This window comes from Desulfovibrio aminophilus DSM 12254 (assembly GCF_000422565.1).
In the GTDB taxonomy this organism is placed as follows: domain Bacteria; phylum Desulfobacterota; class Desulfovibrionia; order Desulfovibrionales; family Desulfovibrionaceae; genus Aminidesulfovibrio; species Aminidesulfovibrio aminophilus.
This window is the reverse complement of record NZ_KE383876.1, coordinates 206,470-220,888: the sequence shown is the minus strand read 5'-3', so window position 1 is coordinate 220,888 and position 14,419 is coordinate 206,470. Positions and strand designations below refer to the sequence as shown.

Sequence of the window (14,419 nt, the reverse complement as noted above, 5' to 3'; positions counted from 1 at the left end):
GATCGACGCGAGGGGAAGCCCCGGAGGGCGGTTCGGCCGATGGCCGGGACGCCTTTTCCGGAGGATGCGGCAGACGCCGAGGGCGTCTCCGGGGGGAACGGGGGCGGTCGCCGGAGCAGTCCGGCGGTCGCCCCCGTATTTCATTCAAGGGACCGTCAGCCCAGGATGGCCTTGAGGTCCGCGTCCGGGGTGGAGATGGGCTTGATGTCGTAGTTCTCCACCAGGAAGTTGAGCACGTTCGGGGTCAGGAACGCGGGCAGGCTGGGGCCCAGGCGGATGTTCTTGATGCCCAGGGCCAGCAGGCTGAGCAGGATGGCCACGGCCTTCTGCTCGTACCAGGACAGCACCAGGGACAGGGGCAGGTCGTTGACCCCGCACTGGAAGGCCCCGGCCAGGGCCGTGGCGATCTGGATGGCCGAGTAGGCGTCGTTGCACTGGCCCACGTCCAGCAGGCGTGGGATGCCGCCGATGTCCCCGAGCTTCTTGTCGAAGAAGCGGAACTTGCCGCAAGCCAGGGTGAGCACCACGCAGTCCGCCGGAACCTTTTCCACGAACTCGGTGTAGTAGTTGCGGCCCGGCTTGGCCCCGTCGCAGCCCGCCACCAGGAAGAAATGCCGGATCTTGCCCGCCTTGACCGCGTCGATCACGGTTCCGGCCACGCCCATGACCGCGTTGCGCGCGAAGCCGACCGTGACCGAGCCCTTGTCCTCGTCCTCGGCGAAGCCCGGCAGCTCCAGGGCGCGGGCGATCACCGGCCCGAAGTCGGGGCTCTTCACGTGCGCGGCCCCGGGCCAGCCCACCAGGCCGGTGGTGAAGATGTTCGGCAGGTAGCTCGTGGGCTTCTGGATGCAGTTGGTGGTCATCAGGATCGCGCCCGGGAAGGCCGCGAACTCCTTCTGCTGGTTCTGCCAGGCCGTGCCGTAGTGGCCGTGGAAGTGCTTGTACTTCTTGAGCCCCGGATAGCCGTGGCAGGGCAGCATCTCGCCGTGGGTGTAGACGAAGACGCCCGTGCCCTCGGTCTGCTTGAGGATTTCCTCCAGATCGCGCAGGTCGTGGCCCGAGACCAGGATGGCCTTGCCCTTCTTGTGGCCCAGGGGCGTTTCGGTGGGCACGGGGTGGCCGTAGGTTCCGGTGTTGGCCGCGTCCAGCAGTTCCATGGCCTTGAGATTGAGTGTGCCGCACTCCAGGGCCAGCCCGACCCAGTCGCCCAGGCCCAGGTCCGCGCGCAAGGTGGCGGCCAGGAGCTTGTGCACTCCCGCGTAGGCTTCGGCGTCCTCCCGGCCCAGGATCTGGGCGTGGTCCAGGTAGGCCGCCACGCCCTTGAGGCCGTAGATCACGGTCTGCTTCAGGGACTGGATGTCCGGGTCGGGATCGGCGTCCTCGCGTACGCCGTGCTGCTCGCCCTGGCGCACCAGGCCGGCCAGGTCTTCGGCCGGGGCGAAGTCCGCCACTGGACTGAAGGCGGGCTTCAGGCCTTTGGCGGCCAGGGCGGCCTTGAGCCGCTCGCGCAGCTCCACGGCGCGGGCGATGAGGCCCGGGAAGCGCGCGGGGTCGAAGTTCACGTTGGTCAGGGTGGAGAAGGTGGCCCGCACGGTGAAGACGTCCGCCTCGCGGTCCACGATCCCGGCCTCGCGGGCGGCCAGGGCCACTTCCGACAACCCTTTCAGCACATGGATCAGGAGATCCTGCAGGGCCGCCGTGTCCGGAGTCTTGCCGCAGACGCCGAGCTTGTCGCAGCCGGTTCCCTTGGCGGTCTGTTCGCACTGGTAGCAAAACATGTGGTCCTCCTTGGTTGCAATTCCAAATATGGACCACGGAATAGCCCGAGGCGATGAGAATCGCCTTGACCTGAGTCAAACCCGCTTCGCGGGATTCCGGAAAGGCGGCGGGGCTTTCGCCTCTCCGCCTTTTTCATTTGTCCGCTTTGTCCGCGCGCGGCGGGGAGAAGAATCCGCCGAAGCGGACCAGCAGGGCCGCCAGGCCCATGAGCACCGCGAAACCGGCCAGCAGGAATCCGGCCGGGACCAGGGCGAAGGGCTCGTGCAGGAAGCCCTGCCCGTCCACGGAGGAGCCGATGAGCCGGAAGGCGGCCAGGCAGCACAGGCTGAGCATGGCCGAGACTCCGGCCGCCCAGACGAGCCCACGGGCCGCGGCGCGGCCCGGACTCTCCCCGGGTTCCGCCTCCTTTCGCCTCCCGTCGGGATGGAAGGTCCGCAGGAGGTGGCGCTCATCCTGGAGGATCATGACCGCCAGTCCCGCCAGGAAAATCACCGTCTGCGGGCCGGAGCCCGGGGAGAGGACCAACTCCAGGAGCAGGCCGGTCCCGGCGAAGAGCAGGCCGTGGAGGGTCAGGTTGTCGGCCGTGAACCGCTGGGCCTCGTCCCAGGTGTCCTGGTTCTTCATGGAGCGGGGCGTCCGGTAGCCGTAAATCCCGTTGATCGAGCGGGGCGGGAAGACCCGGAAAATCACGCCGAGGATGAAGAAGAGAATGCCGATCCAGATGAGCATGTCGCTTTTCCTCAGATTCGGAGGACGTCGAGGATTTCCACCCGGGCCGCCTGCCAGGCCGGATAGGATCCGGCCAGGAGCCCGATGAGCGTGGACGCGGCCAGGGTTCCGGCCAGGAGCGCGGGGTCCAGGACGAAGGGCATGCCGCCGAAGACGCTCACGGCCGTGGTCACAAGCAGGCCGGCCAGCACGCCGAGCACGCCGCCGGTTCCGGCCATGAGCCCGGACTCCAGCAGGAACTGCCCCAGGATCTGGGAACGCTTGCCGCCCACGGCGCGGCGGATGCCGATCTCCATGCGTCGCGCCCGGACCATGAGGATCATGATCGAGAGAATGCCCATGCCGCCCACGCCGAAGCAGACCGTGGAGGCGATGAGCCCCAGGGTATGCACGAGTTCCAGGGCCTGGAACTGGAGATCCTGGGACTGGCGGGCGGTGAGCAGGGTGAAGTCGTCGGCCTGGCCCGGCCGCAGGCCGTGGCGCTCGCGCAGGATGGCCCTGGCCGCGTCCATGACCGCATCCAGGGCCGGGCCCTGGTTCGAGCCCGGAGCCAGACGCAGGAACGCCCCGCTGATCCAGTCCTGGTTCGCCGCGCGGCGCATGTAGGTGGACAGGGGCATGAATATCTGCTCGTCCTGGTTGTCCCCGGCCAGATCGCGACCCTTTTTCTCCATGACGCCCACCACCCGGAAGTCGGCGCGGTAGAGGTAGACCGTGCCGCCCAGGGCGGCCTCGGCCCGGCCGAAAAGACGCTCGGCGATGTCCCGGCCCAGCACGAGCACCTTGTCCCGCTCGGCCACCTCCTCGGCGTTGAAGAACCGGCCCATTTCGGGGTGGAAATCGCGGATTTCGGTGTATTCCGGCCAGGTGGCGATGAGCGTGGCCTTGGTGGCGGACTCGGCCGAGCGCAGCGGCATGCTCGTGGAGGCGTAGGGCGCCATGCTCAGCACCGAGGGCACGCCCCGGGCCAGGGCCTGGGCGTCGGAAATGGTGAAGTTGCGCTGGGCCGCGCCCAGGCGCAGGTCGCCGCCGCGTGAGAAGCGCACCTGCCCGGCGATGGCCGCGAACAGACTGGGGCCCATCTTCTCGGCCTCCAGCTCGGCCTTGCGTTCCAGGGACTGGGACACGTGCTGCACCCCGGTGAAGGCCAGCGCCCCCAGGAACACCCCGAGCATGGCCAGGACCGCGCGCAGCTTGTGCACGGCCAATGACTTCACGGCGATGCGCAGATTCAGGAACATGGCCTAGCCGTAGTCCGCCCGGTTCAGACGCTTGTTGCCGTCGAACACGAGGTGCCAGAGACGTTCCAGGGCGTGGCCCGTGTTCATCTCGTCATACGGATCGTTTTCAATCAACGAAAGCAGGTTGTTGTAGAATCCCAACGGCCGGGTCAGGATGCGCTGGCGGGACACGAGGAAGTTGGCCGTGGCCGCGTTGGCCAGGAACAGCCGGGGGGAGCTTCCGGCGAATAACTTCTCGAAGACCTCGCCCACCGGGATGTCCTTGCCCCAACCCCTCCATTTTCCCTTCCAGGCCGGGTCGAACATGCTGTGCGGCCGCCCCAGCCGGTCGCAACGCAGGCGGCACCAGGACAGGCCGCCGAAGCTCGCGCCCCGGTCCAGGAGGTCGGCCGCCTTGGTCAGCAGCGTGTCCACGCCCGCCTTGCCGTCCGGGGTCAGGTGCGGGAAGGGGTCGCCCTGCAGGAACAGGGTGTGGCGCGGGAATTCCGGGTAGCGGCGCAGGATGTGCGTGACATAGGTGTGGGCCTCGCGGCCGATGTTCGGCAGGGGCACGCCCCCGGGCCAGTCGCCGCCCTTGTCGTAGATCACGACTGGAAAGCCCAGCCGTCCCGTCCAGGAAACGTCCTCCCGGTAGCGGGCCACCACGGCCATCATGTCAGGCTGCATCGCCCTCGTCCTCGTCGATGAGAAAGGCCCGCACGAAGGTGGGCCGCTCGTCCGTGGAGCGTGTGCCCGAGCCGTAGCCCACGGCCCGCACCACGCCCTCGGGCAGGGGGCCGTAGGTCTTGGCCAGGCGTTTGACCAGCGACAACCCCGTGGGCGTCGCCGTCTCCATGCCGATGTCCGTGGAAAAGGCCCGCATGCCCTTGGCCAGTTCGGCGCAGGCCGGGGCGGGCACGGGCAGTCTGCCGTGGGCGATCTCCACGAAGCCGGAGCCCAGGTTCACGGCCGAGGCCGCCACTCTCTTCACTCCCAGTTTCTCCACCAGCAGCAGCGTTCCGGTGACGTCCACCACCGTGTCCACGGCCCCGATCTCATGGAAGTGCACCTTCTCCAACGGCAGGCCGTGGACTCGGGCCTCGGCCTCGCCCAACAGGCGCAGCACGGCCAGGGCCTCCTTGCGCACCCACTCGGAATACGGCGCGTCCTCCACGATCCGGGTTAGATCCTCAAGATGCCGCAGGGGCTGGCTGGCGGTCTGGAGCACCCTAGCCCGGCGGGTGACGATGCCCGCCACCCGGGCCTCCGCGAACTCCAGCCGGAATCCGGGCAGCGGCAGCTTGGCCATCTGCTCTTCCAGATAGGAGCACAGCCTCCCCGCGTCGGACAGGGAGGCCAGGAGCATGTCGCCGCTGACTCCCGTGGTGCAGTCGAGATACAACGTGGGCATGAGTCCTCCGGGGGAAACCCCCTTTTTTGCAAAGAAGGGGGTTTCCCCCGGACCCCCATCCCCCAAAAAAACTTCACGTCGTCGCGGCGTTCGCCGCGCCGCTGAATGGTCCAGGGCCGCCCCCTGGCCGGGGGCGTGGGGGCGGGGAGCCCCCACCTCGCTCATCCAGCCAGGGTGTTCATCCGGTGAGCAAGGTACCCCGCGCCGAAGCCGTTGTCGATATTCACGGTGCAGACGCCGGGGGCGCAGGAGTTGAGCATGGCCAGGAGGGCGGCGAGGCCGCCGAAACTCGCGCCGTAGCCCACGCTGGTGGGCACGGCGATCACCGGGGCGGGGCAGAGTCCGCCCGCCACGGAGGCCAGGGCCCCTTCCATGCCCGCCACGCAGATCACGGCCCGGGCGTCGCGCAGTTCCTCGATCACGGGAAAGAGCCGGTGCAGCCCGGCCACGCCGCAGTCGAAGTGGCGCAGTACGCGGGAGCCGAGGAATTCGGCGGTCTTGGCGGCTTCCTCGGCCACGGGCAGGTCCGAGGTGCCCGCGCTGAGGACCACGACCTTGCCGCGCGGCTTCACGGCTTCGCGGGTGTGGGAGAGCAGGCGGGAGACCGGGTCGTAGTCCACCTCCAGGCGGGCCGCGGCGGCCTCGGCGTGGGCCGGGGCGGCGCGGGTGCCCAGGACGCGGGGCTGCTGTCCGGCCAGGCGGACCATGATCTCGGCCACCTGTTCCGGAGTCTTGCCCTGGCAGAAGACCACCTCGGCGCAGCCCGTGCGTTCGGCGCGGCGGTGATCCAGCTTGGCCATGCCCGCGTCGATGTAGGTTTCGCGCAGCAGCGCCCGCTTCAGGTCGTCCTTGTCGGCGCGGCCTTGGCGGTAGGCGTCCAGAAGTTCGTCGAAATTCATGCGGAGGTCCGTTCCTTGATGATGAGGCCGGAGAACCCGGCGGCGCGGGCGGCCTCGACCAGGGTGTTTTCGTTGTTTCGGGCCAGGGGAAGCTGGTCCGGCGGGATTTCAAGAACGAGGGTTTCGCCCCGGTCGCGGCAGCGCAGGGCCGAGAGGCCCAGGCCCCGGGCCACGGTTTCCAGGCGGTCCACCCGTTCCAGGGCGGCCGGGGTCAGGGGCGTGCCCGTGGGGATGCGCGTGGCCAGGCAGGAGTTGGAGGGCGCGTCCCAGCCGGGCAGGCCCAGGTCGCGGGACAGGGCGCGCACGGCGGCCTTGTCCAGTCCGGCTTCGGCCAGGGGCGAGAGCGCGCCCAGCTCGGCCACAGCGCGGCGGCCGGGCCGGGCCGGGTCGTCGTCGGCGTTGGTGCCCTCCAACAGGGCGACTCCCTGTGCGGCAAGGGCGGCCAGGGGCGTGAGCACGGCCCGCTTGCAGAGGTAGCAGCGGTCCGGGCCGTTGGCCGAAAGTCCGGGTACGGCCCAGACGTCCAGATCCAGGACGCGGTGGTTCAGGCCGAGAGCGCGGGCCTTGTCCAGGGCCAGGTCCAGGTCGCCGGGAGCCGTGAAGGCCGAGCGCACGGTCACGGCCAGGGCGCGGGGCCCAAGGGCCGTGTGCGCGGCGACGGCCAGCAGGGTGGAGTCCACTCCGCCGGAATAGGCCGCCACGGCCCCGGTCAGGGGCCGCAGCAGGGCCAGAAGCGGCTCCAGGCCGGACATGGTGCGTTGCGTCATGAGAGCAGAATATCCGCAATCCTCCCGCCCGCCAACCCTCCGGCTTCGCCGGTTTTCAGAAAGGCGAAGAGGCTCTTCCGCCATTCTGGAATGGGCCGAAGGCCCCCGGCTTCGCCGGTCTTCAGAAAGGCTGAGAGGTCCCCCACCGCCGCCTTTCTGGGATGGGCCGAAGGCCCGGGGTTGCGGGCTGGCGGGGGGAAGGGGTACGAGGCGGTGTCGGCGTTGTCCGACGGGGAGGGAGCATGACCCCGGCCATCGAGATGGCGAAGAAGGCCAGGATCGCCTTTCAGGTCCACGAGTATGAGCACGACCCGGCGGCGGAGTCCTATGGCCGCGAGGCGGCGGACAAGCTGGGCGTGGACCCGGAGCGGGTCTTCAAGACCCTGGTCGTGGAGGCGGGCGCGGGCCTCGTGGTGGCCGTGGCGCCGGTGCTGCGGCGTCTGGACCTGAAGCTGCTGGCCAAGGCCGCGGGCGTCAAGAAGGCCGCCCTGGCCGACGTGGCGCGGGTCGAGCGCGTCACCGGCTACGTGGTCGGCGGGGTCAGCCCCCTGGGCCAGAAGAAGCGTCTGCCAACCTACATCGACGCCTCGGCCGAGGCCCATCCGACCATCTTCGTCAGCGCCGGACGCCGCGGCGTGGACATCGAACTTACCCCCCGCGACCTCGCCGCCCTCACCAAGGCCTCCTTCGCCCCCCTCGCCCCCTTCGGGGGGGCATAGAAAGGCAAAGCGGTTTTCTTTTTTTTAGTCTTTTTGAAGACCGGCGAAGCCGGCCCTTCGGGGGTTCATAGAAAGGCGGAAGAAGCTTTCGTCTTTCAATCTTTTTGAAACAGGCCGAAGGCCTTCAGGAACCCGGCGAAGCCGGGTCGAAGGCCCGGACGCGGTTGCGGCCCGCGTTCTTGGCTTGATAGAGGGCTTGGTCCGCGCGGCCCAGGGCGGCTTCCAAAGCTTCTTCGGGGGTACCCGCGCCGTCAAGGGTGGACGTGCCGATGCTCACCGTGCAGAGCACGCTCTGGATATCCAGGGGGCAGGCTTCGGACTCCACGGCCGCGCGCAGACGTTCGGCCAGGCTCAGGGCCTGGGCCGCGTCGGCGCCGGGGGCCAGAACCACGAATTCCTCCCCGCCGTAGCGGGCCACGAAGTCCGTGCTCCGGGCGGCCGCGCGCAGCCGACCTGCCACATGCCGCAGCACCTCGTCCCCGGCCTGGTGTCCCAGCGTGTCGTTGATCTGTTTGAATCCGTCCAGGTCGATCATGAGCACGGAGAATGGGACGCCGGAGCGGCGACAGACCCCGGCCAGGCGTCGGCCCTCGTCCATGAGCGAGCGCCGGTTGGCCAGGGCGGTGAGCGGGTCCGTGATCGCGCACACGGCCAGCTGGGAGATGGTGTCCCGCAGCTTGCCGGTCATGTGGACGAAGGCGTCGTACAAGGTTCGTATTTCGTCCGGGGCCTCGCGGAAGGCTCCCGGCGCGCAGTCCATGTCCGGCCGATCCTCCTCCATGGCGCGGGCCATGCGGGCCATCTCCTCCAGGGGAGCTTCGACGGAGCGGGTCAGCCGCAGCAAGGCCGGGGTGAGCAGGGTGATGACCGCCAGCGCCGCCAGCACGGCCACGGTCAGGAAGTTCCAGACCCCGGCGTGGACCACGCGCAGGGGCGTTTCGGCCACGGCCACCCATTGGCCGTCCTTGAGGGTTTTGGAACGGCCCACCACGATCCGGCCCGCGTGGTCGGCGTAGATGGGCGGCAGCGGGGCGTTCCTGAAGACCAGCTCGCGGAGCGGGGACTCCAGGGGAGGCCCCACGACCCCGGCCAGGGGCCCGGAGCGCCCCGTGACCCGTTCGCCCTTGCGGTCCAGGATGCGGATGATCCGGCCCTCGGAGGTGGCCGCCAGCCGGGCCATCTTGTCCAGGGCCGCCGGGCTGGACGCGCCCAGGATGAGGCCTCGGAAATCCCGCTCCGGCCCCCGCACCGGCGCGGCGAAGATCAGCACGGGCAGTCCCGTGGCGCGGCTCGTGACGACGTCCGTGATCGTGGAGTCGCCCCGGCGCGCGGCCAGGAAGTAGCTCCGGTCGGAGATATCCATGCCCGCCGGTACGCCCGAGGGGTCCAGGACCGTGAAGCCCCGGGCGTCGACGTAGCTCAGGGCGATGAAACCCTGGTGGGTGCGGGAGAAGGCGGTCAGGAGCCGGCCCAGGCGTTCCAGTTGCAGATGGCGCGCCTCCTCGCTTTCAGCCAGGAAGGTCACGTCCGCCATGCAGCGGCCCAGCCAGTCGTCGGCCTCGGCCGTGTATTGTTCCAGGAGCACGTCCAGGTGGAAGCGTTCCTGCTCCTCGGCCCGGCCCTTGAGAAACACGCCGAAGAGCAGGGCCGAGGTGAGCACGGGCAGGGCGATGAGCAACAGGGAAAAGAGCCGGATGCGGCCGCGCAGGCTGTCCGGCATGAGCCGGAAGATCAAGGTTCGGCTGTCCCTCATGCGCTGAAGAATAACATCATTCTCCGATGGAAGGTGTTATTTTCATTTTTCCATCAGGCCTCGCTTAGAAAACCGTCTTTTTTGACCGGGGTCAAGGCGGCCCGGCGCGATCGGGGATATTTCCCTGACCGTGGGGCGGAGAAAAGCCCCCGGGAGAACTCAATGAAAGTGAAGCGCAAGCTCATCCGCATCGACGAAGACCTCTGCAACGGCTGCGGCCAGTGCGTGCCGTCCTGCGCCGAGGGGGCCCTGCGGATCATCGACGGCAAGGCCCGGCTCGTGGCCGAGCGGTTCTGCGACGGCCTGGGAGCCTGCCTGGGCGAGTGCCCCACCGGCGCGCTCCGCGTGGTCGAGGTGGAGACCGAGGACTTCGACCCCGAGGCCGTGGCCGCTCACCTCACGGAACAGGGACGACCCGTGCCCGGGCACATGCCCCGGCCCGAGGAATTGCGGCTGGAGCGGCCCGCGTCCCGTCCGGCGGGCGGCTGCCCCGGATCACGGGTGGTCTCCATGACCCCCTGCCAGGCCGCCAACCAGCCCCGGACAATGGGGAGCCCGGCCGCCGCCCTTTCGCACTGGCCGGTGCAGATCCGGCTCGTGCCTCCGCACGCGCCGTTCCTCAAGGACGCCGACCTGCTCGTCACCGCCGACTGCGCGCCCGCGGCCTATCCCTCGCTGCACGCCGACTTCCTGCCCGGCCGCGTGCTCCTGCTCGGCTGCCCCAAGTTCGACGACGCGGCCGCCTACGAGGACAAGTTCACGGCCATCTTCCAGGCCAATCTCCCACGTTCCGTCACGGTCCTGGAGATGGAGGTGCCCTGTTGTTCCGGCCTGTCGCGCATCGTGCAGGCCGCCATGCGCCGGGCCGGGATCGCCGCGCCCCTGGAAAAGGTCGTGATCGGCCTGGACGGCCGCGTGCTCGGCCGCCAGCCTCTGGCCGCCTGACAACCCCCAAGGAGGGACGATCATGAAGAAGGTCGAGCTGTTCAAGGAAAACGGTTTCAAGGACAAGGGCTTCTCCCCGCTCTTCGCCCACGAGTCGCCCTACATGAAGGTCGTGAACTTCAATTTCGAGCCAGGCCAGGAGCTGCCCGTGCATTCGCACGACATCGAGGGCGAACTGGTCATCGCCGTGCTCGAGGGCCGGGGCGAGTTCCTGTCCAAGGACGGAGCCCTGCCCGCCGAGACCGGCGACATCCTGGTCAGCCCCATCGCCACGCCCCACGGCCTGCGCGCCACCACCCGCATGCGGGTATTGGTGACCATCGCGCCCCCTATTTGATTGAGGGGGGCTTCGTCCCTGTTTCCGGAAAGACGGGGAGGGGAGAGTCTCTTGGCATTTCTATAGACCGCCGAAGGCGGCGGCGAAAATGGGGGGCGGGCCCTCGGGTATTTTCACGACAAGGCAAGGGGCGGTTCACTCCCGATTCAGGGGTGATGGGGCGCGGTGAATGTCGTGTGAGGCCTTCGGACCGATCCCGCCTTGCCCCTGCCTGGCTCGTGAAAATACGCCTCGCGTCCGCCTGTCAGGGGGGCTTCGCCCCCATTTATAGGAAGGCGGAATGGCGAACCCGGCTTCGCCTTTTTATAACCCGGCGAAGCCGGAGGAGACGAGAGTCTCTTGGTGTTTCTGGAAACCGCCGAAGGCGGAGGAGATCGTGGAGAAGACGAGCATCAAACCCAGGGCTCCCCTGGGCGAGATCGGACCGGACGGGCTGATCCGCATCGCCCGGGTGGTGGAGGAGTTCGGCATTCCCGTGGTCCGGGCCACGGCCGGGCAGCGTCTGCTCTTGGCGGGCATTCGGCCCGGGGACTACGAGGCCGTGCGCGCGGCCCTGGGCGGCGGCGAGGCCCACTGCCCGCACTATGTCCAGGCCTGCCCGGGCCGGGCGGGATGCGCCCACGCCCTGGCCGACGGTCCGGACCTGGGGCTGGAGCTGGAGGCCCTGCTGGCGGAGATGGTCCTGCCCGCCAAGGTCAAGGCCGGGGTCTCGTCCTGCCCGCGCTCCTGCGCCGAGAGCCTGGTGCGCGACCTGGGGCTGGTGGGCCGCTCCTCGGGCTGGAGCCTGTATTTCGGCGGCAACGCGGGCATGAAGCCGAGGGTCGGCGACCTGTTGGCCGGGAAGCTGTCGGCCGCGGAGTCCCTGGGGCTCGCGCGCCGGGTGCTGGAGTTCTATGCCCGGGAAGGGAAGGCGAAGGAGCGGACGGCCCGCTTTGTGGAGCGGATCGGCCTGGACGCTGTGCGCGAAGCTGTTCTCCAAGGGAAAACGAAAGACAGCGAAAGGTCAGTCCGCCAGGCGGCACTGGTTCTTGCCTGAACTCTTCGCCCGGTACATGGCCTGGTCCGCGCGGTGGATGAATCCCCGCAGGGTTTCGCCGGCCTTGAACTGGGCCACGCCCACGGAGAGGGTCTGGCAGGCCTGCGCCGGGGTGAAGGTGATCCCCCGGAAGGCCTCGCGGACCCGGTCGGCCTGGAGCATGGCTTCCTTGCCGGGGGTTTCCGGCAGAAGGATGATGAACTCCTCGCCTCCGTAACGGAAGGCCGCGTCCGTGTCGCGGATGGAGGAGGAGAGCACCCGGCCCAGGGCGGCCAGAACCTTGTCTCCGGCCAGATGGCCGTGGGCGTCGTTGAATTTCTTGAAGTCGTCCAGGTCGATGAAGATGAGCGAGAGGGGGTGGCCGTAACGGGTGGTGCGCCGGATCTCGGCCTCGGCCAGCTCGAAGAAGTGGCGGGCGTTGAACAGCCCGGTCAGCTCGTCGCGGATGGAGAGCTCGCGGTAGCGCAGCTCGGACTCCCGCAGGGCCTCCTCCACGCGCTTGCGTTCCGCGATCTCCATCTCCAGCCGTTCGTTCTTCTCGTCCTGTTCGCCGATGATGGCGGCCAGCCTCCTGGCGCTCTCCTCCACCTGCTGCTTGGCGCGGAAGAGATCCTTGGCGTATTGGCGCAGGGCCTGCTGGGCCTTCTTTTCCTCGGTCACGTCCTCCACGCACCAGACCACGCCCCGGCTCAGGTTGCTTCGGTCGATGGCCTTGCCCGCCAGGCGGCACCAGATTTCCCGGCCGTCCTTGCGCATGAGCGGGTACTCGATGTTGGTGAACTGGGTGCGGTCCAGGCGGCGGTGGTAGACTTGGCCGAACTCCTCGAAATACTTGTCCGAGATGTGGATGACGCGGGAGCTTCGGCCCAGCAGCTCCTGGGCCGTGTAGCCGAGCATGTCGGCCATGCGGGAGTTCACCCGGGTGATGACCCGGTCGCGCATGACCGCGATGCCCACCAGACTGTTGTCCAGCACGCTGTCCAGTTCGTCCAGCGTCTCGTTGAGGGCCAGGGAGGCCCGCTTGGCCTCGCCGATGTCCAGGAGCACGGCCATGAGCGCGCTCACCCGTCCGTTCTGGTCCAGGATGGGCGACACGGAGATGTCCGCCCAGAGTTCGGAGCCGTCCTTGCGGCGGTAACGGCGCTCGGTGCGGAAGGGCGTGGAGGGGGCGGCCAGGGTTCTGCGCTGGTTCGCCTCCGAGACGTCGGTCTCCTCGGGGAAGGCGAAGTCCGAGGCCGAGCGGCCCAGGGCTTCGTGCGCCTCGTAGCCGAGCATGTCCAGGAAGGTGTGGTTCACGTCCACCAGGACGCCCCGGGTGTCGGCCAGGGCGATGCCCACGGCGGCGCTTTCGAACACGGAGCGGAAGCGGGCCTCGGAGTCGCGCAGGGCCAGCGTGGCCCGGCGGCGTTCGGTGATGTCCGAGGCCGTGCCGATGATCGCCGGGGCCCCCCGATATTCCATGCTGGTCACCGAAAGGTCGGCCCAGCGGGTCTGGCCCGAGGGAAGCTGGATCTCCATTTCGTAGGAAGAGGGAGGCGACTCGCCTTTCTGCCGGGCCAGCCCGTATGCGCGTACGGTTTCGCGCATGTCCGGGTGGGCGATCTCCCAGAAGGGGAGGGGATGCAGTTCCTCGAGCGACCTGCCGCAGAGCTGCTCTCCCGCCGGGTTGATGTAGACGATGTGCTCGCCCTGGATGATGAAGATGGCCACTGTGGCGGTTTCGGTGAGCGTGCGGAAGCGGGCCTCGGATTCCTGCAGGGCCGTCTCGGCGCGTTTCTGATCCTCGATGTCCCGGCCCGTGCCGACCACCTCGCTCACCTCGCCCCGGACATTCACGACGGCGCGGTGGGACCACTGCTGCCAGCGCCAGCCCGAGGCGGTCAGGACGCGGGTCCGGCTGGTCAGGGTGTAGGGCGGGGCGAAGAGGGTTCCGAAACCGGCCTCGGCGATGGGACGGTCCTCCGGGTGGACCAGGGGGCCGTAATGGGAGCCGATGAGTTGGGCCTCGGAGCGGCCCAGGGCCCTGCACAGGGCCGGGCTGGCGAAAAGGATGTGGCCCTGGGGATCGAACTTGACCACCATGTCGGCCTGGTTTTCCACCAGCAGGCGGTAGTTCTCCTCGCTGCGGGAAAGGGCCTCCTCGGCCTGCCGACGCTTGGTGATGTCCCGGGAATATTCCAGCACGGCCACGGCGCGGCCTTCCTCGTCCATGATCGGCGAGGCGTAGACCTCCAGCCAGCCGTCCGGGCCCTCCGGACCCAGGCGCTGGGCCTCGTAGTGCTGCACGGCCCCGGTCTCCATGGCCCGCAGGGAGGGGCAGTCGTGACAGGGGGCCTTGCGGCCCAGGAAGACGTCGTGGCATTTGCGGCCCAGCACCGGCATGGCGTGGGCGTACCAGCGGTCCACCGTGGAGTTGGTCAGGACCACCGTGAGGTCGCGGTCCATGAGCGTGATGCCGTCGTGGATGGCGTCCAGCATGTGGCGCAACGGCAACTTGGCGTCCGTGCCTCCGGGCTGGATGCCCAGGGTTTCCAGGAGGCGGGCGTGCAGGCGCAGTTCGCGCAGTTCCCGCAGGAGGTCTTTTTTGGTCTTTTTCTCGTCCTTCATCCCGGAAACCTGTTTCGAACGGACCGGTCCGATGGACGGGTCTTTCGAATCGTCATGCCCTACCATCGAAGTCCGGCCCCGGCAACAAAGGCTCATGCCGGAAGCCGAGGTTATAACGCGCCCCCCCGGGGGGCCTGACCCTGCTCGTTTGCTCGGCCCCGGGCCGCCCCGCGTCGTCGCGCCGTCCGCCAGGCCCGGGGCGGGAAATCCTGCGGAT

At 68.7% G+C, this 14,419-nt stretch carries 13 protein-coding genes; 4 read left to right on the top strand and 9 right to left on the bottom strand.

Going from position 1 to position 14,419, the window contains the following annotated elements:
• Positions 1-155 precede the first annotated feature (155 nt).
• The 7 genes from hcp to larE all read right to left on the bottom strand — a co-directional run bounded on the left by hcp (position 156) and on the right by larE (position 6,805).
• Positions 156-1,778: a hydroxylamine reductase gene (gene hcp / locus H587_RS0115440; protein ID WP_027176993.1), complete on the bottom strand. Its 1,623-nt coding sequence runs from the start codon at positions 1,776-1,778 to the stop codon at positions 156-158.
• Positions 1,779-1,911: 133 nt separating this feature from the next.
• Complete coding sequence (locus H587_RS19970) at positions 1,912-2,508, bottom strand: SdpI family protein (RefSeq protein ID WP_051203007.1); 597 nt, start codon at positions 2,506-2,508, stop codon at positions 1,912-1,914.
• 11 nt (positions 2,509-2,519) lie between these two features.
• Positions 2,520-3,749, bottom strand: coding sequence for an ABC transporter permease (locus H587_RS0115430; protein ID WP_027176992.1), 1,230 nt, complete (start codon positions 3,747-3,749; stop codon positions 2,520-2,522).
• A 3-nt stretch (positions 3,750-3,752) separates the two neighbouring features.
• Positions 3,753-4,415 carry a DUF3431 domain-containing protein gene (locus H587_RS0115425; RefSeq protein ID WP_027176991.1) on the bottom strand — a complete coding sequence of 221 codons (663 nt, stop codon included), beginning with the start codon at positions 4,413-4,415 and terminating at the stop codon, positions 3,753-3,755.
• Entirely contained in the window at positions 4,405-5,139 is a 735-nt protein-coding gene (gene larC / locus H587_RS0115420; RefSeq protein WP_027176990.1) for a nickel pincer cofactor biosynthesis protein LarC, read from the bottom strand. The genes H587_RS0115425 and larC overlap by 11 nt, the downstream gene beginning before the upstream one ends.
• A gap of 161 nt (positions 5,140-5,300) precedes the next feature.
• A complete protein-coding gene (gene larB, locus H587_RS0115415) occupies positions 5,301-6,038 on the bottom strand; it encodes a nickel pincer cofactor biosynthesis protein LarB (protein ID WP_027176989.1) in 738 nt (245 codons plus the stop codon).
• A complete protein-coding gene (gene larE / locus H587_RS19170) occupies positions 6,035-6,805 on the bottom strand; it encodes an ATP-dependent sacrificial sulfur transferase LarE (protein ID WP_051203004.1) in 771 nt (256 codons plus the stop codon). The genes larB and larE overlap by 4 nt, the downstream gene beginning before the upstream one ends.
• Before the next feature lie 242 nt (positions 6,806-7,047).
• Between larE and ybaK the strand changes: the two genes are divergently transcribed.
• Positions 7,048-7,524 carry a Cys-tRNA(Pro) deacylase gene (ybaK, locus tag H587_RS0115405; protein WP_027176988.1) on the top strand — a complete coding sequence of 159 codons (477 nt, stop codon included), beginning with the start codon at positions 7,048-7,050 and terminating at the stop codon, positions 7,522-7,524.
• 124 nt (positions 7,525-7,648) lie between these two features.
• On the opposite strand, the gene H587_RS0115400 is transcribed toward ybaK, so the two are convergent.
• On the bottom strand, positions 7,649-9,277 hold the full coding sequence (locus H587_RS0115400) for a sensor domain-containing diguanylate cyclase (protein WP_084630920.1): 1,629 nt from the start codon (positions 9,275-9,277) through the stop codon (positions 7,649-7,651).
• Between the two features lie 162 nt (positions 9,278-9,439).
• On the opposite strand from H587_RS0115400, the gene H587_RS0115395 reads away from it, so the two are divergent.
• From H587_RS0115395 to H587_RS19165, 3 genes are all read left to right on the top strand, one after another.
• Entirely contained in the window at positions 9,440-10,222 is a 783-nt protein-coding gene (locus tag H587_RS0115395; RefSeq protein WP_027176986.1) for an ATP-binding protein, read from the top strand.
• 22 nt (positions 10,223-10,244) lie between these two features.
• Complete coding sequence (locus H587_RS0115390) at positions 10,245-10,559, top strand: cupin domain-containing protein (RefSeq protein WP_027176985.1); 315 nt, start codon at positions 10,245-10,247, stop codon at positions 10,557-10,559.
• Between the two features lie 376 nt (positions 10,560-10,935).
• On the top strand, positions 10,936-11,595 hold the full coding sequence (locus H587_RS19165) for a nitrite/sulfite reductase domain-containing protein (RefSeq protein WP_245560900.1): 660 nt from the start codon (positions 10,936-10,938) through the stop codon (positions 11,593-11,595).
• Here H587_RS19165 and H587_RS0115380 read toward each other — a convergent pair.
• Positions 11,563-14,202, bottom strand: a complete 2,640-nt coding sequence (locus H587_RS0115380; RefSeq protein WP_027176984.1) for a PAS domain S-box protein — start codon at positions 14,200-14,202, stop codon at positions 11,563-11,565. The two genes, H587_RS19165 and H587_RS0115380, sit on opposite strands and share 33 nt — an antisense overlap.
• Positions 14,203-14,419: the final 217 nt, after the last annotated feature.

What these genes read in the sequence shown, in the direction of transcription:
- hcp (WP_027176993.1), bottom strand. Translation starts at nt 1,778, where the DNA reads ATGTTTTGCTACCAGTGCGAACAGACCGCCAAGGGAACCGGCTGCGAC.
- H587_RS19970 (WP_051203007.1), bottom strand. Translation starts at nt 2,508, where the DNA reads ATGCTCATCTGGATCGGCATTCTCTTCTTCATCCTCGGCGTGATTTTC.
- H587_RS0115430 (WP_027176992.1), bottom strand. Translation starts at nt 3,749, where the DNA reads ATGTTCCTGAATCTGCGCATCGCCGTGAAGTCATTGGCCGTGCACAAG.
- H587_RS0115425 (WP_027176991.1), bottom strand. Translation starts at nt 4,415, where the DNA reads ATGCAGCCTGACATGATGGCCGTGGTGGCCCGCTACCGGGAGGACGTT.
- larC (WP_027176990.1), bottom strand. Translation starts at nt 5,139, where the DNA reads ATGCCCACGTTGTATCTCGACTGCACCACGGGAGTCAGCGGCGACATG.
- larB (WP_027176989.1), bottom strand. Translation starts at nt 6,038, where the DNA reads ATGAATTTCGACGAACTTCTGGACGCCTACCGCCAAGGCCGCGCCGAC.
- larE (WP_051203004.1), bottom strand. Translation starts at nt 6,805, where the DNA reads ATGACGCAACGCACCATGTCCGGCCTGGAGCCGCTTCTGGCCCTGCTG.
- ybaK (WP_027176988.1), top strand. Translation starts at nt 7,048, where the DNA reads ATGACCCCGGCCATCGAGATGGCGAAGAAGGCCAGGATCGCCTTTCAG.
- H587_RS0115400 (WP_084630920.1), bottom strand. Translation starts at nt 9,277, where the DNA reads ATGAGGGACAGCCGAACCTTGATCTTCCGGCTCATGCCGGACAGCCTG.
- H587_RS0115395 (WP_027176986.1), top strand. Translation starts at nt 9,440, where the DNA reads ATGAAAGTGAAGCGCAAGCTCATCCGCATCGACGAAGACCTCTGCAAC.
- H587_RS0115390 (WP_027176985.1), top strand. Translation starts at nt 10,245, where the DNA reads ATGAAGAAGGTCGAGCTGTTCAAGGAAAACGGTTTCAAGGACAAGGGC.
- H587_RS0115380 (WP_027176984.1), bottom strand. Translation starts at nt 14,202, where the DNA reads ATGAAGGACGAGAAAAAGACCAAAAAAGACCTCCTGCGGGAACTGCGC.